This is a genomic window from Arthrobacter sp. 10T413_2 (genome assembly GCF_056394205.1).
On record NZ_JBFTHK010000013.1, the window covers coordinates 1 to 20410 of the forward strand.

At 68.1% G+C, this 20410-nt stretch carries 23 protein-coding genes; 7 read left to right on the plus strand and 16 right to left on the minus strand.

The window, feature by feature from the left end; all coding sequences use genetic code 11:
• From AC1DBQ_RS04045 to AC1DBQ_RS04085, 9 genes are all read right to left on the minus strand, one after another.
• Positions 1 to 1189 (minus strand): thiolase family protein (locus AC1DBQ_RS04045; RefSeq protein WP_476927282.1); only part of this gene is annotated, 1189 nt, incomplete at its 3' end.
• An 85-nt stretch (positions 1190 to 1274) separates the two neighbouring features.
• Entirely contained in the window at positions 1275 to 1727 is a 453-nt protein-coding gene (gene pcaC, locus AC1DBQ_RS04050; protein ID WP_476927283.1) for a 4-carboxymuconolactone decarboxylase, read from the minus strand.
• Complete coding sequence (locus AC1DBQ_RS04055; RefSeq protein ID WP_476927284.1) at positions 1724 to 2542, minus strand: alpha/beta fold hydrolase; 819 nt, start codon at positions 2540 to 2542, stop codon at positions 1724 to 1726. The genes pcaC and AC1DBQ_RS04055 overlap by 4 nt, the downstream gene beginning before the upstream one ends.
• On the minus strand, positions 2535 to 3989 hold the full coding sequence (locus AC1DBQ_RS04060; protein ID WP_476927318.1) for a lyase family protein: 1455 nt from the start codon (positions 3987 to 3989) through the stop codon (positions 2535 to 2537). Before AC1DBQ_RS04060 ends, AC1DBQ_RS04055 begins: the two co-directional genes overlap by 8 nt.
• Positions 3990 to 4000: 11 nt before the next feature.
• Positions 4001 to 4591: a protocatechuate 3,4-dioxygenase subunit alpha gene (gene pcaG, locus AC1DBQ_RS04065; RefSeq protein WP_476927285.1), complete on the minus strand. Its 591-nt coding sequence runs from the start codon at positions 4589 to 4591 to the stop codon at positions 4001 to 4003.
• 7 nt (positions 4592 to 4598) lie between these two features.
• The gene (gene pcaH, locus AC1DBQ_RS04070) at positions 4599 to 5495 is read right to left on the minus strand and encodes a protocatechuate 3,4-dioxygenase subunit beta (RefSeq protein WP_476927286.1); all 897 of its coding nucleotides are present in this window, start codon (positions 5493 to 5495) and stop codon (positions 4599 to 4601) included.
• 42 nt (positions 5496 to 5537) lie between these two features.
• Entirely contained in the window at positions 5538 to 7532 is a 1995-nt protein-coding gene (locus AC1DBQ_RS04075; protein ID WP_476927287.1) for a TIM barrel protein, read from the minus strand.
• The gene (locus AC1DBQ_RS04080; protein ID WP_476927288.1) at positions 7532 to 8413 is read right to left on the minus strand and encodes a shikimate dehydrogenase; all 882 of its coding nucleotides are present in this window, start codon (positions 8411 to 8413) and stop codon (positions 7532 to 7534) included. The genes AC1DBQ_RS04075 and AC1DBQ_RS04080 overlap by 1 nt, the downstream gene beginning before the upstream one ends.
• 184 nt (positions 8414 to 8597) lie before the next feature.
• Positions 8598 to 9440: an IclR family transcriptional regulator gene (locus tag AC1DBQ_RS04085; protein ID WP_476927289.1), complete on the minus strand. Its 843-nt coding sequence runs from the start codon at positions 9438 to 9440 to the stop codon at positions 8598 to 8600.
• A 225-nt stretch (positions 9441 to 9665) separates the two neighbouring features.
• On the opposite strand from AC1DBQ_RS04085, the gene AC1DBQ_RS04090 reads away from it, so the two are divergent.
• Both AC1DBQ_RS04090 and AC1DBQ_RS04095 read left to right on the plus strand, forming a co-directional pair.
• Positions 9666 to 10979, plus strand: a complete 1314-nt coding sequence (locus AC1DBQ_RS04090) for an MFS transporter (RefSeq protein WP_091248417.1) — start codon at positions 9666 to 9668, stop codon at positions 10977 to 10979.
• Positions 10980 to 11265: 286 nt separating this feature from the next.
• Positions 11266 to 11502: a hypothetical protein gene (locus tag AC1DBQ_RS04095; RefSeq protein ID WP_116766757.1), complete on the plus strand. Its 237-nt coding sequence runs from the start codon at positions 11266 to 11268 to the stop codon at positions 11500 to 11502.
• A gap of 4 nt (positions 11503 to 11506) precedes the next feature.
• On the opposite strand, the gene AC1DBQ_RS04100 is transcribed toward AC1DBQ_RS04095, so the two are convergent.
• From AC1DBQ_RS04100 to AC1DBQ_RS04110, 3 genes are all read right to left on the minus strand, one after another.
• Positions 11507 to 11809 (minus strand): MoaD/ThiS family protein, encoded by a 303-nt coding sequence (locus AC1DBQ_RS04100; protein WP_091248824.1) that lies wholly within the window; start codon positions 11807 to 11809, stop codon positions 11507 to 11509.
• A gap of 54 nt (positions 11810 to 11863) precedes the next feature.
• Positions 11864 to 12988: a WD40/YVTN/BNR-like repeat-containing protein gene (locus AC1DBQ_RS04105; RefSeq protein WP_476927290.1), complete on the minus strand. Its 1125-nt coding sequence runs from the start codon at positions 12986 to 12988 to the stop codon at positions 11864 to 11866.
• A gap of 87 nt (positions 12989 to 13075) precedes the next feature.
• Positions 13076 to 13258: a hypothetical protein gene (locus tag AC1DBQ_RS04110; protein ID WP_091248826.1), complete on the minus strand. Its 183-nt coding sequence runs from the start codon at positions 13256 to 13258 to the stop codon at positions 13076 to 13078.
• Positions 13259 to 13407: 149 nt separating this feature from the next.
• Here AC1DBQ_RS04110 and AC1DBQ_RS04115 point away from each other — a divergent pair, with 149 nt between their 5' ends.
• The 4 genes from AC1DBQ_RS04115 (at position 13408) to AC1DBQ_RS04130 (ending at position 17149) form a co-directional block, all read left to right on the plus strand.
• A complete protein-coding gene (locus AC1DBQ_RS04115; RefSeq protein WP_476927291.1) occupies positions 13408 to 13902 on the plus strand; it encodes a universal stress protein in 495 nt (164 codons plus the stop codon).
• A 215-nt stretch (positions 13903 to 14117) separates the two neighbouring features.
• Positions 14118 to 14459: a metal-sensitive transcriptional regulator gene (locus tag AC1DBQ_RS04120; protein ID WP_476927292.1), complete on the plus strand. Its 342-nt coding sequence runs from the start codon at positions 14118 to 14120 to the stop codon at positions 14457 to 14459.
• Between the two features lie 67 nt (positions 14460 to 14526).
• Positions 14527 to 14757: a heavy-metal-associated domain-containing protein gene (locus tag AC1DBQ_RS04125; RefSeq protein ID WP_116766762.1), complete on the plus strand. Its 231-nt coding sequence runs from the start codon at positions 14527 to 14529 to the stop codon at positions 14755 to 14757.
• A 124-nt stretch (positions 14758 to 14881) separates the two neighbouring features.
• Positions 14882 to 17149 (plus strand): heavy metal translocating P-type ATPase, encoded by a 2268-nt coding sequence (locus tag AC1DBQ_RS04130; RefSeq protein WP_476927319.1) that lies wholly within the window; start codon positions 14882 to 14884, stop codon positions 17147 to 17149.
• A 25-nt stretch (positions 17150 to 17174) separates the two neighbouring features.
• On the opposite strand, the gene AC1DBQ_RS04135 is transcribed toward AC1DBQ_RS04130, so the two are convergent.
• Together AC1DBQ_RS04135 and AC1DBQ_RS04140 are read right to left on the minus strand one after the other, a co-directional pair.
• A complete protein-coding gene (locus AC1DBQ_RS04135; RefSeq protein ID WP_116766764.1) occupies positions 17175 to 17447 on the minus strand; it encodes a DUF2277 domain-containing protein in 273 nt (90 codons plus the stop codon).
• 91 nt (positions 17448 to 17538) lie between these two features.
• Positions 17539 to 18486 carry an EamA family transporter gene (locus tag AC1DBQ_RS04140; protein WP_476927320.1) on the minus strand — a complete coding sequence of 316 codons (948 nt, stop codon included), beginning with the start codon at positions 18484 to 18486 and terminating at the stop codon, positions 17539 to 17541.
• A gap of 227 nt (positions 18487 to 18713) precedes the next feature.
• Between AC1DBQ_RS04140 and AC1DBQ_RS04145 the strand changes: the two genes are divergently transcribed.
• Positions 18714 to 19256 (plus strand): CGNR zinc finger domain-containing protein, encoded by a 543-nt coding sequence (locus tag AC1DBQ_RS04145; RefSeq protein ID WP_476927293.1) that lies wholly within the window; start codon positions 18714 to 18716, stop codon positions 19254 to 19256.
• A gap of 39 nt (positions 19257 to 19295) precedes the next feature.
• Here AC1DBQ_RS04145 and AC1DBQ_RS04150 read toward each other — a convergent pair whose 3' ends face one another.
• Together AC1DBQ_RS04150 and AC1DBQ_RS04155 are read right to left on the minus strand one after the other, a co-directional pair.
• Positions 19296 to 19670, minus strand: coding sequence for a hypothetical protein (locus AC1DBQ_RS04150; protein ID WP_091248436.1), 375 nt, complete (start codon positions 19668 to 19670; stop codon positions 19296 to 19298).
• An 83-nt stretch (positions 19671 to 19753) separates the two neighbouring features.
• Positions 19754 to 20347: a hypothetical protein gene (locus tag AC1DBQ_RS04155; protein WP_476927294.1), complete on the minus strand. Its 594-nt coding sequence runs from the start codon at positions 20345 to 20347 to the stop codon at positions 19754 to 19756.
• Positions 20348 to 20410: the final 63 nt, after the last annotated feature.

The following is a 20410-nucleotide window of genomic DNA, read 5'->3' on the forward strand; positions in this document are numbered from 1 at the left end:
CGGCGGTGGTGACGTTTTCGAGGACGACGGCCAGGCCCTGGCCGACGCCGATGCAGATCGCGGCGACGCCCCAGCGCTGACCGGTGGCCTGCAGGGTGCGGGCCAGGGTGCCCAGGATCCGCCCGCCCGAGGCGCCCAGCGGGTGGCCCATCGCGATCGCGCCGCCATGCCGGTTCACGATCGAGGCATCAATGCCCCAGGCGGTGATGCAGGCCAGGGACTGCGCGGCGAACGCCTCGTTCAGTTCCACGGCGCCGACCTGGTCCCAGCCGATCCCGGCCTTCGCGAGGGCCTTGTTCGCGGCCTCGACCGGGGCGTAGCCGAAGTACTGCGGGTCGTTCGCGTGCGCGCCGCGCCCGGCGATGCGGGCCAGCGGATCCATCCCCAGGATCCCGGCGGCCGTCTCGGATCCGAGCCAGGCCGCGGAGGCGCCGTCCGAGAGCGGGGACGCGTTCCCGGCTGTCACGGTGCCGTTCTCGGCCCGGAACACCGTCTTGAGCCCGGCGAGCTTCTCCGCCGAGGACCCCGGACGGATCCCCTCGTCCCGGACCAGTCCCGTGCCCGGGACCGGCGCGACGAGGCTGTCATAGAAGCCCTCGTCCCACGCCGCCGCGGCAAGGTTGTGCGAGGCGGCGGAGAACTCGTCCTGCGCGGCCCGGGTGATCCCGTACTTCTCCGCCAGCCGTTCGGTGGCCTCGCCCAGGGAAATCGTCCACTCCGGGCGCATCGCCGGGTTCACCAGGCGCCAGCCCAGCGTGGTCGAGGCCAGGGTCAGGTCCCCAGCCGGGTAGGGCTTCTCCGTCTTCGGCAGCACCCACGGCGCCCGGGACATCGACTCCGCCCCGCCGACCAGCATCAGCTCCGCGTCCCCGGTATTGATCTGCCGGGACGCGATGATCGCCGCATCCAAAGAGGACCCGCACAACCGGTTCACCGTGGTCCCCGGGATCGAGACCGGCAGCCCGGCCAGCAACGTCCCCATCCGGGCCACATTGCGGTTTTCCTCGCCCGCACCGTTCGCGTTGCCGAACACCACCTCATCGATCCGCTCCACATCGAGGCCCGGGGCACGCGTCATCGCTTCCCGGATCACGTGCGCGGCAAGATCATCCGGACGCACGGCCGCGAGCCCGCCGCCGAACTTCCCGAACGGCGTCCGCACGGCATCGTAAACAAAAGCCTGATTCATAACCATTCCTCTGATTCAGTCTGATAATCCCAACTAGGTCGCAGTTAATGTCGTTATGAGGGCTCATAACGACATCTGCTGCCAGCTAGTTGGGTGGGGTGGGGGTTTCGTCGAGCTCAGCAAAGACTTGCTGCGCCGTCTTGAAGGCGGTGTTGGCGGAGGGTACTCCGCAGTAGATGGCGGTCTGGAGCAGGATTTCCTTGATCTCATCCCGGCTCAGGCCGTTGGTGATGGCGGCGCGGATATGCATGGCCAGTTCTTCCCAGTGCCCGTGCGCCACCATGGCGGTGATGGTGACGGCGGAACGCATCTGCCGGCTGATCCCCGGCCGGGTCCAGATGCCGCCCCAGGCGATCCTGGTGATCATGTCCTGGAAGTCCTCGGTGAAGGAATCCTTGTTAGCGTTGGCACGGTCAACGTGCGCGGCGCCGAGGACTTCACGGCGGACTTTCATGCCGCCGTCGTAGATTTCCTGGCTTGTCGCGCCGGGCTGGACTACGCCGTTTCGCTCGGGCCCGTCGAGCTCGGAGCCGCTCATTCGCCCGCTCCTAGGGTCTCGGTCCAGGTGATGAGGCTCTTGAGAAGTTCGGCAACGTGGGCAGGTGCCTCGAACGGGGCCAGGTGTGCCACGCCCTCCAGGCTGACGGCCGTGGCGGTGCCGCCGCCGGCGGTGATGCCCGCGGCCACTTCCTCGGCCATCGAGGGCGGAGCCACGGAGTCCAGGGCGCCGGCAATCACCTGGGTGGGGACGCGGATGGTGCCGAGCTGGTCCCGGACGTCAAAGCCCGCCAGGGCCTCGCAGCAGAAGGCGTAGCTGAAGCGGTCGGCGTCACGGAGGGTGTGCAGGAGCCGGCCGCTGAGCTCCGGCTGGCGGTCCATGAACCCCGGGGCGAACCAGCGCTGAGCGGATCCCTGGATCATCACCGGGGTTCCCTGGGTGCGCACGGTCTCGGCCCGTTCCAGCCAGCCCTCGGGAGTGCCGAGCTTCGCGCCGGAGCACTGCACTGAGAGGCTCTTGAGCCGGTCGCCGTGCTTAATGCCCAGTTGCAGGCCGGTGGCTCCGCCCAGCGACACCCCGGCGTAGTGGAAGCGTGCGCCGGGGGCGATCGAATCGACCAGGCCGATCACGGCGTCGGCCAGTTCAGCGACAGTGAACGTCTCTTGCGCCGCGGGCGAGACGCCGTGGCCGGGCAGGTCCCAGGCGACGACGTCGACATCGGGCCCCAGCAGGGTGCCGGCCTGGCTCCACAGCAGCGAGGACGTCCCGAGCGAGGGCCCCACGATCAGGAGGGGCTTGTCGCCGAGCACGCGCTGGGGAGAGAGCAGTACGGCCTTGACAGTGGGTCTAGCCACGGGAATCTCCGTTCGGATCAGTTGGGTCTTGTGTTGTGGCGGGGCGCGCGTACTCCGGGAATGCCGCCAGGATGCGGCGGGCAATCTCGGCGGCCTGCCCCAGGTAGCTGGCAGGATCCACGAGTTCCTCCAGCCGGGCGTCCGGAAGCAGGTCCGCGGGCACGGCTTCCCGCAGCAGGCGCCGGTACGTTGCGGACTGCTCCGCGGGCGGGGCCTGCAACGTCTGGTCCACAACGGCCTGCAGTTGTTGCTTGCCAGTCAGGCCGGAGTGCTCGGCCAGGAGGGGCGCCACGGCGGCCGACACCCCTTCGCTCAGCAGCAGCGGCCCGGACAGTGCCAGGTTGCGTTGCATCGCCTCGGGAAAGGCCTGCAGGCCCTCAACGAGTTCCCGCAGGTGTCCGGCAGCCCCGAGCGCCAGCCGGAGAAGCTGCCGGAACGCGGGCCATTCGCTGTGCCAGGCGCCGTCGGGCCGCTCGTCGTTGAAGTTGGCGGCGGCCAGATGCAGCTGGGCGGCCAGACCCGGGGCCTGGAGCGCCGCGCTGCGGACCAGCACTGAAAGCACAGGGTTCTGCTTTTGCGGCATAGCCGAGGAAACGCCCCGGCCGGCCGCGCGGGGCTCCGCAAGTTCGCCCACCTCAGGACGGCTCAGGAACAGCACGTCGCTGGCGATCTTTCCCATCGCATCCGTCACCGCCGCCAGGGCATCCCCCAGCGACGTGACGGCCAGCCGGTTGGTGTGCCACGGGCCAGGCGTTGCCGCCAGGCCCAGATGCGCGGCAAGGTTTTCCGACAGGTCAAAGGGCGTGTCCACCGAAGCCGAGGTCAGCACGGTCCCGGCCGCCAATGTTCCTGCGGCCCCGCCGGTCTGCAGCGGAAGTTCAAGGGCCTCGAGGCGCCGTGCGGCGGCGGCCAGTCCGTGGAACCACTGCGCGGCCTTGAGCCCGAACGTGAACGGCAGGGAATGCTGCGTGAGGCTGCGGCCCACGCACAGCGTGTCCGCGTGCTGATCCGCAAGAGCGGCCAGCGCCGTCGTGGTGGCTTCCAGGTCCGTCAGGAGGGCAGCGACGGCGTTCCGGGCCAGCAGCATCAAGGCCGAATCCAGCACATCCTGGCTGGTCAGTGAGGTGTGAACGGCACGCAGTGCACCAACGTTTTCGGTGTCCAGGGCCTTCACCTCGGCACGGAGATCCGCCAGGAGCGGGATGACCGGGTTGGCGCCGCCCTGCCCGCGAATTGCGATGTCCCTCGCGTCGTAACGGCTGGCGTCGGCAGCGGAGGCCACGATCGCGGCCGATCCGGCCGGGGCCATGCCAGCCTTCTCCAGCACGGCGGCCCAACCGGACTCGACGGCGAGAATCGCCGCGAGCACCGCCCGGTCCCCGGTCAGCGCCGCCACAACAGGCGACGCCGACACGGGGCTGAGGAGGCCGACGTCGCCGTCGGACAAGTGGGAGTCGGTCACTGCGCGGCGCCCTCGGCACCCGAAGCCGCGGAACTCTCGAAGTCCAGGAAGACAGTCTCGCCTTCACCTTGGAGCCTGATGTCCCAGGTCAGGCCGCCGTCGGGATCCCGGCGAGCGATCAGGGTCTCGCGGCGGTCCGGCTCCAGGGAGGACAGCAGCGGATCCTTGGCCAGGGCCTCCTCGTTCTCCGGCAGGTAGATCCGGGTGAACAGGCGGTTCATGAGGCCGCGGGCGAAGACCGCAACAGCGATGAACGGCGCCGCGCCCTCTTCGGTGGGTCCCGGGTTCACGGTCGTGAACGTGAAGACGCCGGTGTTGCCCACCGTGCTGCGGCCGAACCCGGTGAAGGTATAGCCGTCGCGGACCAGGGAGCCCGTGTGGTGCGGAACCCTGCCGTCCGCGTCGGCCTGCCAGATTTCCAGGATGGCGTCCGGAATCGGGTGGCCGGCGCCGTCGTACACGGTGCCCTGGAGCCGGATGGAGCCCGGGGACCCGGGGGCGAGCAGCTCGCGGTCCTTGGCGTAGGGCAGGGCGTAGCCGTAGAACGGGCCCACGGTCTGGCCCGGCGTCGGGGTGAGTTTACTCATGATGCGCCTATTCATTCTCGTCGCCTGCTGCACCTAATGCCTCGTTCTCGGTCCAGGTCCGTTTGGGCCCGGTCAGGACAATGTCCCAGTTGTATGCCAGAGCCCATTCAGGCCTGGTCTGCTCGTGGTTGTAGGTGGCCACGAGCCGGTCGCGGGCGTCCTGGTCCACGATCGACTGGTAGATCGGGTCCAGCGGGAAGAGCTGGTCACCGGGGAAGTACATCTGGGTGATAATCCGCTGGGTGAACTCCTGCCCGAACAGGGAGAAGTGGATGTGGGCCGGTCGCCAGGCATTGAGGTGGTTCTTCCAGGGGTACGCGCCGGGCTTGATGGTGGTGAAGCTGTAGGAGCCGTCCGCGCCCGTGATACAGCGTCCGACGCCGGTGAAGTTGGGGTCCAGCGGTGCCGGGTGCTGGTCCCGTTTGTGGATGTAGCGTCCGGCGGAGTTCGCCTGCCAGATCTCCACGAGCTGGCCGGCGACGGGACGGCCGTCGCCGTCGAGCACGCGGCCGGAGACCACGATGCGTTCGCCCAGCGGTTCACCGTTGTGCTGGATGGTCAGGTCCGCCTCCAGCGCGTGCACGTCCATGTGCCCGAACGCCGGAGAGTAGAGCTCGATGGTTTCCGGGTCCGCGTGGTGCAGGTCCTTGGTGGGGTGCCGCAGGACGCTGCTGCGGTAGGGCGCGTAGTCGAGCCGCGGCTGGGTTTCGGCCGGGGCCCCGTTCTTGAGAGCCTGCGCGTAGGCCTCGCCGATCGCCTTCATCTCGGCGCTGAGGTCCGCCTGCGACTCTGCGGCGGCATCGAGCGGCGCGTACGTCTTGGGTGCGGCCTCCGTGGCTTCGTCGGACACGTATTCGGTGATCGGGTCGGCGTTGAAGATCTCAAGGTTCAATTCTTCAGGCACAGCCGCCTCCTTTCATGGGTGTGATTGTTGTTCGGGTGGGGATCAGGAACTGCGGGTCAGCTGGTGCAGGTGGTCGTACTGGACGGCGTGCCGCACGGGTGCGTTCGGAGCGCCGTAGCCGTCGTAGGCGCCGCGGCGTTCCACCATTTCGAAAAACACGCTGCCTACCGTGGCTGTGTAGAAATGCAGGAATTCGCCGTCGGCATCACGGTCATAGAGCAGGTTGAGCTCGCGGAGCGTAGCCAGGAAGTCCGGGTCCAGGGCGAACCGGGCGTCGAGGTCCTCGTAGTAGTTCGCCGGAATCTGCAGGAAGTCCAGGCCGCGGTCCCGGGCGGCACGGGCCGTGGCCACGAGGTCAGTCACCGCGAAGGCCACGTGCTCCTGGTAGGTGCGGCGGTGGCCGGTCCCGGACTCGCCGGGTTCTTTTGTTCCGGCGGCCTCCTGCTGCAGCAGCGGTGCCAGGTTCAGCACCAGGCGGACGCCCCGGTCCTCGGTGAGCATCACCTGGGAGCGGACCAGCCCGGTGGGGCTCGCCACCTCGGCATACGGCTGCGGTTCCAGCGCGAGGGCGCTCGTGTAGAACAGCACGGCCTCGTCGAAGTGCTGCCACGGCTGGGCGAGGTTCACGTGGTCAATCACGGCACCGGCTGCGGGGCCCGCGGCGGGAGCGGTGCCACCGGCTGGAACAACGTGAGGCAGTCCGTCGCCGGGTTCGTGGGGCTCCCCGAATTCACCGACCCAGGCCGCCGTGCCGTCCGGGCTGCCCTGGCAGAGGAAGATCTCGGTGGAGTCCGGCGCTGCGAAGCCCTGGAAGACTTCCTCGTTGGCCTGGCTCTTGCGCGGCACCGCGGGGGCCTTGAGCTGCTGGGCGCGGGCGGCGGCGATGACGGGAGAGTCGACGTCGAACCCCACGGCCGAAATAGCAGTGGAAAGGGCCGCGGCGGCAGATGCCTGCTGACCGGCGGCGGGTTCCTCGTTGATGATCAAGCGGGCGCGGCCCATGGTCCACAATTGCACGTTCTTGGTGCGATGGCGCCCGTTGAACGCGAATCCCAGCTGGCCGAGCAGCGTCTCCAGGCCGGCGGTGTCCCCGGCCCGGACTTCGGCGAAGTTGAAGCCGGCGGGCTCGGCCACCCGGGGAAGCGTGGCAAGCTCCATCGGGTAGCGGCGCCGGGCCGCAGTGCCGGCCGCACCGCTTTCAGCCGCGGCCGGGTTGGCCTCGAGCCAGCGGGCGCTCTGCTCTTCGAGCCAGATCAGCGACCGCATGGCATCGACGGCCGTGCGTTCGACGTCGGACTGGCGGAAGACGTCGTTGAACACTTCCAGCGATACCGGTCCGGTATAGCCGGCGCGGACCACGTGGCCCATGAACTTGGCGAGGTCGAACTGGCCCTCGCCCGGGAACACCCGGTAGTGCCGGCTCCAGGACAGCACGTCCATGGTCAGCTTGGGGGCATCGGCCACCTGGACGAAGAAGATTTTCGCCGGGTTGAAGGCCTCAATCCGCGCGGTGTCCCAGCCGCGGGAGAGGATATGGAAGGAGTCCAGGCAGGTGCCCAGGTGGGGGTGGTCCACCATGTCAACCAGTCGGTGGGCGTGCTCGTAGTCGCTGACGTACTTGCCCCAGGCCAGGGCCTCGTAGGCGACCTTGACGCCGTGTTCGCCCGCGAGGTCCGCGAGCCGGGAGAGCTGGGTGGCCCGGAGTTCGTCGTCGTCGATCGTGGCCGTTCCCACGTTGGAGCACAGCAGCATGGTGTCCATGCCCAGCCGGGACATGAGCCGGAACTTGGCGTCCGCGCGGCGCAGATTGGCGGCGAGCAGGTCCTCGGGAACGCTGTCGAAGTCGCGGAACGGCTGGTAGAGGTCCAGCGTGAGTCCGAGGTCGGCGGCCAGCTTCCGGACATCCTCCGGGCTCAGCGATGACGTGACGAGGTCCTGTTCGAAGATTTCAATGCCGTCAAAGCCGGCAACCGCACAGGCCTGCATTTTTTCCCGCAGGGTGCCGGAGAGGCAGACGGTCGCGATTCCGGTGCGCATCAGGCTGCCACCTCTTCCGCGGCCACGAGTTCCAGGAAGTGGGAGCGCATGCGGTCCGCGTCGGGCTCACGCCCGGTGAAGATCCGGAACGCGTCCGCGGCCTGCCCCACGGCCATCCGGCCGCCGTCAAGGACCTCGCAGCCCTTGGCCCGGGCCGCGCGGACGAGCTCGGTTTCGATCGGCCGGTACACGATGTCGGCGACCCAGTGCCGGGACTCCACGAGGGACATGTCCAGCGGAAGGCCCGGATGGGCGGCCATGCCGACCGGGGTGCAGTGCACCAGGCCGTCGGCCCGGGGCATGAGCTGCGGCAGCTCCGCCGTCGTGCGGGCCGTGACCGTGCGGTCCGGGAAGAATCCGGCGAGTTCGGCAGCCCGGGCGGCGCAGCGCGCCGCATCCGTGTCCACGAGGTCCAGTTCCCGGACACCCGCCGTGAGCAGGGCGTAGGCGACGGCGGATCCGGCGCCGCCGGCTCCCAGCTGGACCACGCGGTCCAGGGCGGCCCTGGGGAGACCGGAGGCAAGTGCCGACGCGAAGCCGGAAAAGTCGGTGTTATGCCCGATGAAGCGGCCGTCCCGGATGACCACGGTGTTGACGGCGCCGAGTCGCCGGGCGTCGGCGGAGACCTCGTCAAGGTAGTCCAGCACGAGCTGCTTGCAGGGGTGGGTGATGTTCAATCCGTTGAACCCGAGGCTCCGGGCACCGGACAGCAGATCCCCCACGGCCTGACCGGGCAGGCCAAGTTCGATCAGGTCGATGGGGCGGTAGAGGTACCGGAGGCCCTGGACGTCACCTTCGCGTTCATGCATGTAGGGCGTGAGGGACGGCATGACACCGTCTCCCACGAGTCCCACGAGGAAGGATTCTGCTCGATTGCTCATCCGGTTAGCTCCTTTGACAACTGCACTCGGCGGGCCGTGGCGCTTGAGGCGTCCGCGGCGGGCCGGGTGATAGGGATTACACTACAGACATTGTTCACATGTTGCACACTTGTTCGTATGGCGAACATATTGTTACGACGGCGCCTGCCGCCCCGGGGCGCCCCAGGGCGGCGGGTGGAGCACGTCACCGCTGGGGCAGCCGGGCCGACAGCTCAGCTGCGGCCGACTGGAGCAGGGGCACGCAGGCCACCAGATCCTCCATGCTGAGCCGGAACACCGGCACGGCCGTGGCGAGGGAGGCAAACGCGTGACCTTGGGCGTTGAACACCGGCACCGCGACGGCGCGCATGCCGGCCTCGTTTTCCTCGTCCATCGTGGCGTAGCCACGCCGGCGGACCAGTTCAATCTCCGCCCGGAACGCGTCGCGATCGGTAATGGAATGCTCCGTCAGCGGATCGAGGGGCAGTTCATCGAGAAGCTGGGCGCGGGTGGCGTCATCGGCGAACGCCACCAGCGCCTTACCTACCGAGGTGGTGTGCAGCGCTCCCAGATGGCCGGGATCGCTTGTGACGCGGAAGGTCCGCGGGCCGTCCACCTTGTTCACCGTCAGATGGTGGATGCCGTCACGCACGGAAAGAATGGTGGCCTCGCCCGTTTCCTCGGTCACCCGGCGCAGGATGGGAAGTGCCGTGCCTGCGAAACCGTGATGATTGGAAACCCGCTGGCCAAGCTGGAAGACGCGCAGGCCCAGGTGGTAACGGCGCCCGTCGGGCTCGTAGTCCACAAAGCCGTCCCGCGTCAGCGAGCCGAGCAGGCGGTACGTGGTGCTGAACGGCAGATCGGCCCGGCGGGAGATCTCCGCGGCGCTGGCGCCGCGCGGCTCGTCGCCCAGGAGGACCAGCAGGCCCAGGGCTTTCCCCACCATGTCGGTTCGAGAGTCCTCCTTGGCGGCCTTGGCAGGCTTCACCAGGGCTTCCCCCGGGGCGGCGGGAGCGGCGGACTCTTCTGTGGCTTGATTCACACTCATACAAGGATGTTCCCACATAGTGAGAGCTATTTCTAGATGGTGATTATTTTTCTTGACAGGTGACTGCGCTCACAGTCATGATTGCTACATCGCACAAGTAGCTTCCACCATGTGGCTACTAGTCCGGGTCTTTCCACGGACCTCCGGCTGCACCAAACTTAAGCAAGCGGCAGTCGAGACATTCCTGATCCATCCGCGACAACGTCGTCACACCAAAGGAACACCATGAGCCAGACTCTCCCGTCCGCGACGGGCACCACCACGGGAGGGACGCCGAAGAAGGCGGCCCTTGCCAGCTTCCTGGGCAGCGCCGTCGAGTACTACGACTTCTTCATCTTCGGTTCGGCAGCGGCACTGATCTTCCCGCATGTTTTCTTCCCTGATGCCGACACCAACGCGGCGATCATGTCATTCGCCACCTTCGGCTTCGCCTACATTGCCCGCCCGATCGGCGCCGTCGTCCTCGGCCACTTCGGCGACCGGATAGGCCGCCGAAAGGTCCTCATGTTCACGCTGCTGCTGATGGGCGCCTCCACCTTTGCCATCGGCTGCCTGCCGGACTTCAAGACGGTGGGCTGGTGGGCTCCTGTCCTGCTGGTGCTGGCGCGTCTTTGCCAGGGCTTTTCCGCGGCCGGCGAGCAGGCCGGCGCGTCATCCATGACGCTGGAGCACGCCCCGGACAACCGCCGCTCCTTCTTCACCTCCTGGACGCTCACGGGCACCCAGGGCGGCCAGATCCTCGCGGCCCTCGTCTTCATCCCGGTCCTCGCCCTGCCCGATGAGATCAAGTACAGCATCGGCTGGCGCATCCCGTTCTGGCTGAGCGCCGTGGTGGTGCTGGTCGCGTTCTTCATCCGCCGCACCCTGCACGAACCGCCGGCATTCGAGGAAGCCCGGAAGACCGCGCAGATCTCCAAGCTCCCGGTGGCCGACCTCCTCAAGAGCCACTGGCGCGATGTCCTCCGCGTGATCGCCTGTGCTTTTATCGCCGCCGTGTCCACCGTCTTCGGGACCCTGGCCATAAGCTACGCCAAGAACGTCGCCGGCGTGGACGGCACCACCACCCTCTGGCTCGTCGTCGGCGCCAACTTCATGGCCTTGGGCACCCAGCCGCTCTTCGGCATGCTCGCCGACAAGATCGGGCGGAAGCCGGTCTTCATCTACGGCGCACTGTCCAGCGCAGCCCTGACCCCGGTCTTCCTGCTGAGCCTCGAGTCCGGCAGCGTTCCGCTGATGTTCCTCACGGCAATCGCGTTCTTCTCCTTCGGTTACGCTGCGGCCAACGCTGTCTGGCCCTCCTTCTACGCCGAGATGTTCAGCACCAACGTCCGCTTCTCCGGCCTCGCAATCGGCACACAGCTGGGCTTCCTCATGGCGGGTTTCGCCCCGGCGATCGTGGCGGCCATGGGCGGCATCCAGCCGGGCGGCTGGGTCCAGATCAGCATTTTCACCGCAGTCATCTGCCTGATCGCCACCATCGCGGCCCTGACGGCCAAGGAAACCTTCAAGGTGCCCACCAAGCAGCTCGGCGTCAAGTAGCCCGGCCGCGGCGCTCCTGACCGGACACCGCGCTCAACCGCCAGTTCCGCACCTGCGACGGCGGCCCGTCCCTTCGGGGGCGGGCCGCCGTTGTGCGTGCAAGCGGTCAAAGACGTGCGCAGGCGGCCAGCGGAGCAGGAATCGGACCGGAGCCGGGGCAGGAAATCGGGCCGCCGCCGAAAACTAACCGTCCCCTTACCGTGCTGAAACGCGGACGCAACATTGGCGCAGGACACTGGAAGGGCCGGCAAGAGCAGGCACCAACTCCAGTCCAGGAGGCCCCGCCATGTTGAAGGAAGCGAAAGCCCATGTAACCCGTATCCGCGCCCTCGACCAGCTGCACCGCGGCGACGAGATCGAGGCCCGTTTGCGCGTCGGCCCGAACTACGACGATGTCGTGATCCGCCGCGGCCGCGTCCAGGAGACGGCTCCCGGAATCGGCGTCGTCTGGATCATGGACCGCCATTCCGGCATGCGGAAGGCCATCAACGCGGACGAATGCACCGTCTGGCGGGTCGCCTGAGGCGTCAGCCTCCCGCCACGGACTGGATGATCAGGACTTCCTGGCCCGGTGCCACCGTCGTCACCAAGCCCTGCAGCCGCCGGATCTCATTCCCGTTGACGTATATATTCACGTAACGGCGAACGGTTCCGGTTTCATCCCGCAACCGCCGCGACAGCGCCGGATAATCCCCGGTCACCGTATCCAGCACCCACTCCACCGTCACCGCTTCCTCCGCGGGCGCAGTCAGGATGGACTGCCCGCCGGCCAGCGGTTGGAGGACGCTCGGCAGGACCACACTGATCGCGGAATCCGCCGGCACGGGCATGCCGTTAGTCACGACGCCGTTCATGCGTTTCCAGCCCTTCACGGCTGCACTGGTTCACAGCTGCATCGGGAGCAGGGCAGCGGAAACCGTAGCAGCCCGCACGCACAGCACGTCCGGCAGGTGCGAGGCCACTTCGCTGAAGTGCTCCCCCTCGTCGGCACTGGCATAGACGCTGCCGCCCCGCGTTCCGAAGTAGACGCCCGCGGGCTCGGCCTCGTCGACGCACGCAGCATCGCGCAGCACGGCGTTGTACTCGGGGTCCGGCAGACCGGAGTCGAGCCGTTTCCAGCTGGCACCGGCGTCGTCCGTCCGGTGCACCGCCAGCTTGCCGTCAGGCGGAATCCGCTCGCCGTCGGCCTTCAGCGGGATCACCCAGGCCGTACCGGCCCGGCGCGGGTGCGTCAGCATCACAAAGCCGAAGTCCGCCGGGAGCCCTTCGGCGATCGATTCCCACGATTCGGCGTCGTCGTCGCTGCGGTACACGCCGTGGTGGTTCTGCGCATACAGGCGGCCGTCGACGGCGGCGTCCGCCGCGATCTTGTGGACGCACTGGCCGAATTCAGGGTTGGGGTCCGGCATGAAGTAAGCGGAGATCCCCCTGTTGCGGGGTTCCCAGGAAGCTCCGCCGTCGAGCGAGCGGTAGACCCCGCCTGTGCTCATGGCGACGTGGACTTTCTCGCCCGTGGGGTCAACGACGATCGAGTGGGCCGCGGCGCCGCCATAGCCGGCTCCCCATTCGCTGCGGTGCGGATGGTCCCAGAGGCCGCGGTTGAGCTCGAAGTGCTCCCCGCCGTCGGTCGATTTCCAGACGGAGATCGGTTCGCACCCTGCCCAAACGACGCCGGGCCGGGACTCGGCATCGGGGTGGATCTGCCAGATTCGTTCCAAGGCGGCGTCCGCGCCGTCGGGGAACGTGATGGCGCCGTTTTCGGGCTCCTCCCACGTCCCGCCCAGGTCATCCGAGTGAAAGACGGTGGGACCCCAGTGCTCGGAGCGGACCCCCACCAGGATCCGGGTCCGCCCGCCGCGGCTGTCGATGCCGATGCTGGGCACTTCACTCATCAGAAAATGCGGCCCGGACAGGGACCATTCCCTCCGGTCCGGGCTGGTCGCCAGCCACAGACCCTTCTTGGTGCCGATCGCCAGGACATAACTCTCTGCAGTAGCCATGCCCCCCATGCAACCACCCGCGCCGGAAGGCCGCAATGGTTTTTTGCGATGCCGCAGTGGTCCCGGGACGGTGCGCCGGCGTGCCGGGCCCCGCCGTCAGTCGACGAACTCCGACTGCGTCTCAATAAAGTCCCAGTCCGCGTCCGTCAATGACCCGGCGCCGCCGGCGTCGAAGATCCCCCGCTTGACGGTCTCGGGCAGCTCGATGGTCCGGAGGTTTTCCCGGAGCCATTCCTTACTCGCCAAATCCAGATCCAGCCACCACATGTAGATCTCCACGGCAGCCACCTCCTCCTGTGTTCTTCAACCGTAGGCCCCGCCACCGGGGTGTACAAGGGATGCGCCGGGACCGGCGCCGCAACGGGTCCGGCGCCGGGACCGGGAAGTAAGTCCCTGTTCAGGGCGACACCGCCGGGCAAGAATGAAGTATGTCCGCCGAGTCCGCCGAGTCCGCCGCCGGGCCCTCGCCCGTCGTGGTGGCCGTGCTTCCGGGACAGCATCCCGAGGTGCTGCAGACCGCCGGCGCGCTTGCCAAGCGCCTCGCCGTGCCTCTGGTCTGCGCGTATGTGGACGAGGCCAGCTACCTCGTGGAGTGGGACCCGGAGAGGTCCGCGCACCGACTGTCGCTGCACCCGGACACGGACAACGACGAGATCCGGGCGACAACCCAGGAGCTGCGCTCCGTCATTGAGGCACGCTGCGGAGGCCTGGGCATCGACTGGACCCTGCGCACCCTGGCGGGCGACCCGGCCCGGGCGATCGGCAGACTGGCCGCCGAGACTGACGCTCTCATGATCGTGGTGGGGACCCCGGAACCCGGACTCGGCCACCGCATTTCCGCGGCGCTCAACGGCTCCGTGGCGGCATGGCTGAGCCACCATCAGCAGCATCCGATCCTGATCGTTCCGGCGGCAGGAAAATAAAGCGAAAGTAGTTATTCGGGGTGCTGGCGCTATCCCACTACCGCCAAGTAAGCTCGATACGTAGGCCGGATGAACCGCCTACCCAATAGCTGCTCCGGAGTGCGTATCCCCCAATAACGCACTCCGGAGCTCTTTAATTTCCGCCAAGCGCCGAATTCACCGCCGGGCCGCCCCGGACGCTTGAAACATACCCCTAGGGGGTATATGTTGAGGGCATGAGCGAGTCCGAAGATCCCGTCACATCCCCCCTGGCGCCCCACGAGCAGCACGGCTACACCTCCAACAAGGAGGCCTACCTGCGCCGGCTCAAGCGGATCGAAGGCCAGGTGCGAGGCATCGCCCGCATGGTTGACGAGGACAAATACTGCATCGACATCCTCACCCAGGTTGCCGCCGTCACCAAGGCCCTGCACGCCGTGAGCCTGGGGCTCGTGGAGGAGCACATCGGCCACTGCGTCGTCGGCGCCGCCTCGGAGCCGGATCCGGAACTGCGCGCCGAAGCCATCGATTTCAAAGTCAAAGAGGCCGCCGATGCCATCGGCCGCCTCCTGCGCTAAGAACTGCACCACCCACCCCACCACCGGGCCGGGGAACCATCCCCTGCCCAGCGACAAGGAGCACCCCATGGGCACCGTTTCCACCACCGTCAACGTTTCCGGAATGACCTGCGGCCACTGCGTGTCCTCCGTCAGCGAAGAACTTGAGGCGCTCTCAGGCGTCGAAAAGGTCGACGTCGACCTCAAGGCCGGCGGCATTTCCACTGTCACGATCACCTCCAGCGAAGCATTGTCGTTTGCCGAGATCGGCGAGGCGGTCGCTGAAGCAGGCTACCTCGTGGTCGCCACCGAAGCCTGAGCGCCCTCACGGGCCGGCGGACGGCCCAGAACGGACCGAACGATGAGAACAGAAGGGCGCCGTGCGTAACGAGCAGCTGCTGCACCAATCCGGAAGCCGTGTCATTGACCTAGATATCGAGGGCATGACGTGCGCCTCCTGCGTCAACCGGATCGAACGCAAACTCGGAAAGCTCGACGGCGTCGAAGCCTCCGTCAATCTGCCCCTTGAGACCGCCCACGTCACCGTCCCGGCGGCCATCACAGACGAACAAATCACCGCCACCGTCGCCGCAGCAGGCTACAAGGCCACGATCCGGCCCCCCAAACACCCGACTGACGTGAGCGGCCCCGCCGAAAGCCCCAAGCTCGGCCCGCGGCTCGTCGGGGCAGCCGTCCTCACCGTCCCGGTGTTCCTCATTTCGATGTTCCCGGCCTTCCACTTCGCCAACTGGGGCTGGGCAGCAGCCATCCTGGCCCTGCCCGTGGTTACCTGGGCGGCGTGGCCATTCCACCGGGCAGCCGCCGTCAACGCCCGGCACCTCTCCTCCACGATGGACACGCTCGTCTCCATTGGCGTGACAGCGGCCTACGTCTTCTCAGCCTGGCAACTCTTCGCTGACCCGCTAATGACCGCCCACCCGGGGATGGACGGAACGGGGATGGACTCCGGCGGCCTCTACTTCGAGGTTGCCTCGGTCGTCACCACGTTCCTGCTGCTGGGCCGGTATCTGGAGGCGAATGCCAAGCAAAAAGCCGGGGACGCCCTCAAGGCACTGCTGAATCTGGGTGCCAAGGATGCCACGGTGCTCCGCGACGGCCAGGAGCAGCAGATTCCCGCCGATCGGCTGGGAGTAGGCGACCTCATTGTGGTCCGCCCCGGCGAGAAGATCGCGGCTGACGGCATCGTCGTCGAGGGGTCCTCCGCGGTCGACGCGTCGCTGGTCACGGGTGAATCGGTGCCGGTGGAAGTCGGCCCGGACAGCCCGGTCACGGGCGCCACCATCAACACCTCCGGCCGGCTGCTGGTCCGCGCCACGCGCGTCGGCGCCGAAACCACCTTGGCCCAGATGGGCCGGTTGGTCTCCGAGGCGCAGACCGGCAAGGCGCAGATCGCGCGCCTCGCGGACCGGATCAGCGCCGTCTTCGTGCCGGTGGTCCTCGCCATCGCCGTGGTGACGTTTGGCGCCTGGCTGCTCGCGGCCGTCCCGGAGATCAGCGACGCCGAACTCCGGGCAGCGTTTACGGCCGCCGTCGCCGTACTGGTCATTGCCTGCCCCTGCGCCCTGGGCCTGGCCACCCCGGTGGGGCTGCTCACCGGAACCGGCCGGGGCGCCCAGCTGGGCATCCTGATCCGGGGCCCCCAGGTCCTCGAGGACACCCGGACCGTGGACACCATCCTGCTGGACAAGACCGGCACCGTGACCACCGGCCACCTCGCCGTCGACGGCACGGAGGCCTTCGGAGCGTTCACCCCTGCTGAGGTTCTGCGTCTGGCCGGAGCCCTGGAGGCCGCGTCTGAACACCCCATCGCCCGCGCCATCGCTGCCGCGGCACGGGACGCGGCACTGGTTACGGCACCGGTTTCAACACCGGACGCCGCGGCAGGGGCGCCGGGTTCAGGGACCCCCGAGGTCGCGAACGACGGCGCCGGCCTGGCCGCCGTCGCCGGTTTCCGCTCCGCGCCCGGCGGCGGGGTCCAGGGAACCGTGGAGGGCCGGCTCCTGACGGCAGGCCGTACGGGCTGGCTGGAGCAGAACAGCATCGCGCCCGCCGCCGCGCAGCTGGAGGCCCTCCGCACCGGCGAAGCCTCGGGCGCCACAGCGATCTGGCTCGCCGTCGACGGGGAGCCCGCGGGCATCATCAGCCTGCGGGATACGCTCAAGCCGGGCTCTGCAGCCGCGATCTCGCGGCTGCGCGGGCTGGGTCTCCGGCCGATCCTCCTGACTGGGGACAACGCCGCCGTGGCCGCGCAGGTGGCAGCCGCCGTCGGCATTGCTCCGGAGGATGTGTTCGCAGGGGTGCTACCGGAGGGCAAGGTCGAGGCGGTGCGGAAGCTGCAGTCCGACGGCGCCACTGTCGCCATGGCCGGTGACGGCGTCAATGACGCCGCGGCGCTGGCCCAGTCGGATCTGGGCATCGCGATGGGCTCCGGCACCGATGTTGCGATCGAGGCCGCCGACCTGACGGTCATGGGCAACGATCTGGGGCAGGTCGCCCAGGCCATCGAGCTCTCCCGCCGGACCCTGGCGACCATCAAAACGAACCTCTTCTGGGCCTTTTTCTACAACGCCATCGGCATTCCCATAGCGGCCCTGGGACTCCTGAATCCAATGATCGCAGGGGGCGCCATGGCCGCGAGTTCCGTGCTGGTGGTGGCCAATTCGCTGCGGCTGCGCAGCTTCGGCAGGTAGGCCAGCTTTCGCCCGGGTCCTTCCCTCAGGCCGCGCCAAAGCGGGCGGCCGCCTTGGCTTTCGCCTTGGCAGCTTCCTCCCCGCGGTCCTTTGCCGGCGCGTGGGTCACGAGGGAGTCGAGCAGGTGCTGGGTGGCGTGGGCAATCTCATGCACAGCACGGTTGAAGGCCTCTTCGTTCGCCTTGGAGGGCCTGGTGCTGCCACTGATCTTGCGCACGTACTGCAGCGCGGCGGCCTCCACCTCGGCGGTGGTCGCGTGGGGTTCAAAGTTATGGAGGGTCCGGATATTTCGGCACATAGCTCCATGCTAGGTGTCCCGGGGCCCGGGAACGAGCGCACCCGCTGCACGGTGCCGGACCCGCATTGGGGCCGGCTCTGGCAGAACGCGCCTACGGTACGGGTTCGACGTCGTTCGCGTGGTTCAACGGGGCCGGCAGCGGGGCGGCGCGCAGTTCGTCCAGCCGGACCAGAACCACGCCGCCGACGATCAGGAGACCGCCGAGCAGCTGAATCGTGCCGGGCAGCTCGCCGAGCAACAGCCAGGCCCAGATGACGGCGAAGAGGACTTCGGTCAGCGACACGAAGGACGCCACCTTGGATCCGAGGGCCCGCGCGGCGACAATTCCGGACACGTACGCCAGGACCGTCGCCAGGACCACTAGGCCGCCAAGGGCGACCCACCAAGGGGTGATCCAGGGTCCCAGCCGCGTATCGGCCGTGCCGAACGCCATCGGCACCAAACCGGTGGCGGCCGCGAGCCACATCACGACGGCTCCGACCATCAGGCCGCCTGAGGCCAGGACAATCGGCGGGAGGGTGTCGTTTTCCTTGGCCGTGATGAAGAAGTAGATCGCAAGGCAGACCGCGGCCGCAATCCCCCACAGCACGCCGATCAGGTCAATCTTCACGGCACCCGTCAGGTCCAGGACCAGGACCAGTCCGCCCAGCGACAGCAGGGTGCCGGCGATGGTCAGCGGCCGGGGACGCTTCCGGCTCGCGGCCCACAGCCACAGCACGATGATGACGGGCGCGAGGTACTCCAGCAGGAGGGCGACGCCCACCGACAGCCGGGACACCGCATTGAAATAGAACAGCTGGCACGCGGCGACCCCAATGACGCCGAAAAGCAGGATGGTCAGCCAGTTGTCCTTGAGTTGGTGCCAGCGGCCGCGCAGCGCCGGGATGGCGGGAACCGCGAGGATCAGCGCGGCGCCGGTGAGGCGGCCCGTAACGGCGGCCCCGGGCGTCCAGCCCGTTTCGAGGAGGGCCTTGGCGAACGATCCGGAGATGCCAAAGACCGCCGAGGAGAACAACGCGATGCCCAGGCCAGAGGCCATGAAGCTGGACGCGACACCGGCCCGCCTGGTGCCGGCCGTGGCGCCCCGCGCCGTGCCCGTCGTCGCCCCCATTGCGCTGCCGGCCGGTTCCGAGGCAGGCCGCAGGGCGGCAAGGTCTTGGACCGGGGCGGCGACGGTGCGGCGGGGGGCAGACACGGCATTCTCCTGTCAGGAGTAAAGTGGGGTTATGGTCATGACATTACGCCCCCGCAAGGTAAGGAGTCAAGATGGTCTTTGCCCCTGACACAGAAGTTGCCCTGCGTTCCGTGGTCAACCTCATCAACACCGCCGCGAACGGCCAGGAACATCTGGCCACGGTCAAGGACCTGGACGGCTTCCTGGCGGCTGAGGGCTTCACTGGCTCCCGGGCCCGGGACCAGGCCGAGCTGGAAAGCATACGGCGGCTCCGCGGCGAACTCGCCGAGCTCTGGGTGGCGGAGGAGGCCGCTGCCGCGGAGACCGTGAACCGGCTGCTCCGCGAGGCCCGGGCACTCCCCCAACTGGTCAAGCACCATCCGTGGGACTGGCACTTGCACGCCACCACGCCCGAGGCCCCGCTGGCCGACCGCATGAGCACGGAGGCGGCCATGGCGATCGTGGACGTGATCCGCAGCAAGGAAATGGACCGCCTGCTGGTGTGCGCGGCGGAAGACTGCGACGCCGTCGTGCTCGATCTGAGCCGCAACCGCTCGAAGCGCTACTGCGACACGGGAAACTGCGCCAACCGCGCGCATGTGGCGGCATACCGGGCCCGCAAGGCGGTGTCCTGACCTGAGGGGTCCCGGTGTTGCGTGGTTAGGCCTGCGGCGTCAGGCGTGCGGTCCGTTGTCGCCGGAATCGGCCGAATCGACGGGGCCACCAGTTTCGGGCCCGGGCTGCACGGAGGGGCCGCCGTGGCCGGAAGGGGACCGCTTGGAGCTGAGGTTGACGCCGGAGCCCTTCCCCAGGTGCTCGGCGTTGTCCTTGTAGCTCATCGAGAGCATGGCGGCCACCACGAGGATCACAATGAAGGCGATCCCGGCGCCGATGAAGGCCAGGTCAAAGCGGGGCGAACGGGCGCTGCCGCCCGAGGCGAAGATCAGGACGCCGAAGAACACCACGACGGCCCAGAACGCGGAGAACATGAGCGTTCCCTTGACCGAGGTCCGCACGTTGCGGGACGCTCCGGATTTCTGCTGTGCCAAGGTGTTTTCCTCCTGCAGCCTGCGCGGGAAGCGTGGCTGTCTTGTTACCGCAATTGTTCTACGCCGGGTAGAACCTGTCGGTACTAGTTTACGGCCTCCGCGGAATCGCCCCGAGCATCATGCCGCAGGGTCAGCCCGGACAACATCCACAGCACGCCACTGATGATGGCCCCGCCGCCGGCCACGCCGAGGAGCGCGTGCGCACCAAGGCCGATGAAGAACGGCAGCGCGATCGCCGTGCCCAGCCCGATCACGCCGGAGGCGATCCAGTCCCGGGCCAGTACGGACCGGCCGCGGCTCGGAATGCCCGCGAGCAGCTCCGCAACACCGGCACCGCCGAGACCGATTGCGGCGATCGTTCCGAAGACGAGGGAGCCGGGGATCATGGCCACGGCTGCACCGGCCCCGGCCAGGACGGCCCCGCCGGCGGAGAGGATCCTGCCCGCACGTTCCCGCGGACGGTACCCGGACTTGGTCACGGTCCAGATCAGCACTACACCGGTGGCCAGCAGGTACAGGCCGCCGGCCCAGCCCATGCCCGCCTCGGATGGCGCGGCCCAGAAAACGGTCACCGCACCAAACACGAGCGCAACGGCTGCCCTGACCAGCACGGGCTTCCAGAGGTCGGCCGCGGCGCGGATGGCAGGGGTCGCGTCAGGCGCTGCGGGAAGAGTCACCTGTCCAGTTTAGTGCGAAGGCGGCACTGCGCGCGCCGGGAGCGGGACGCCAGCCGGCGGAGG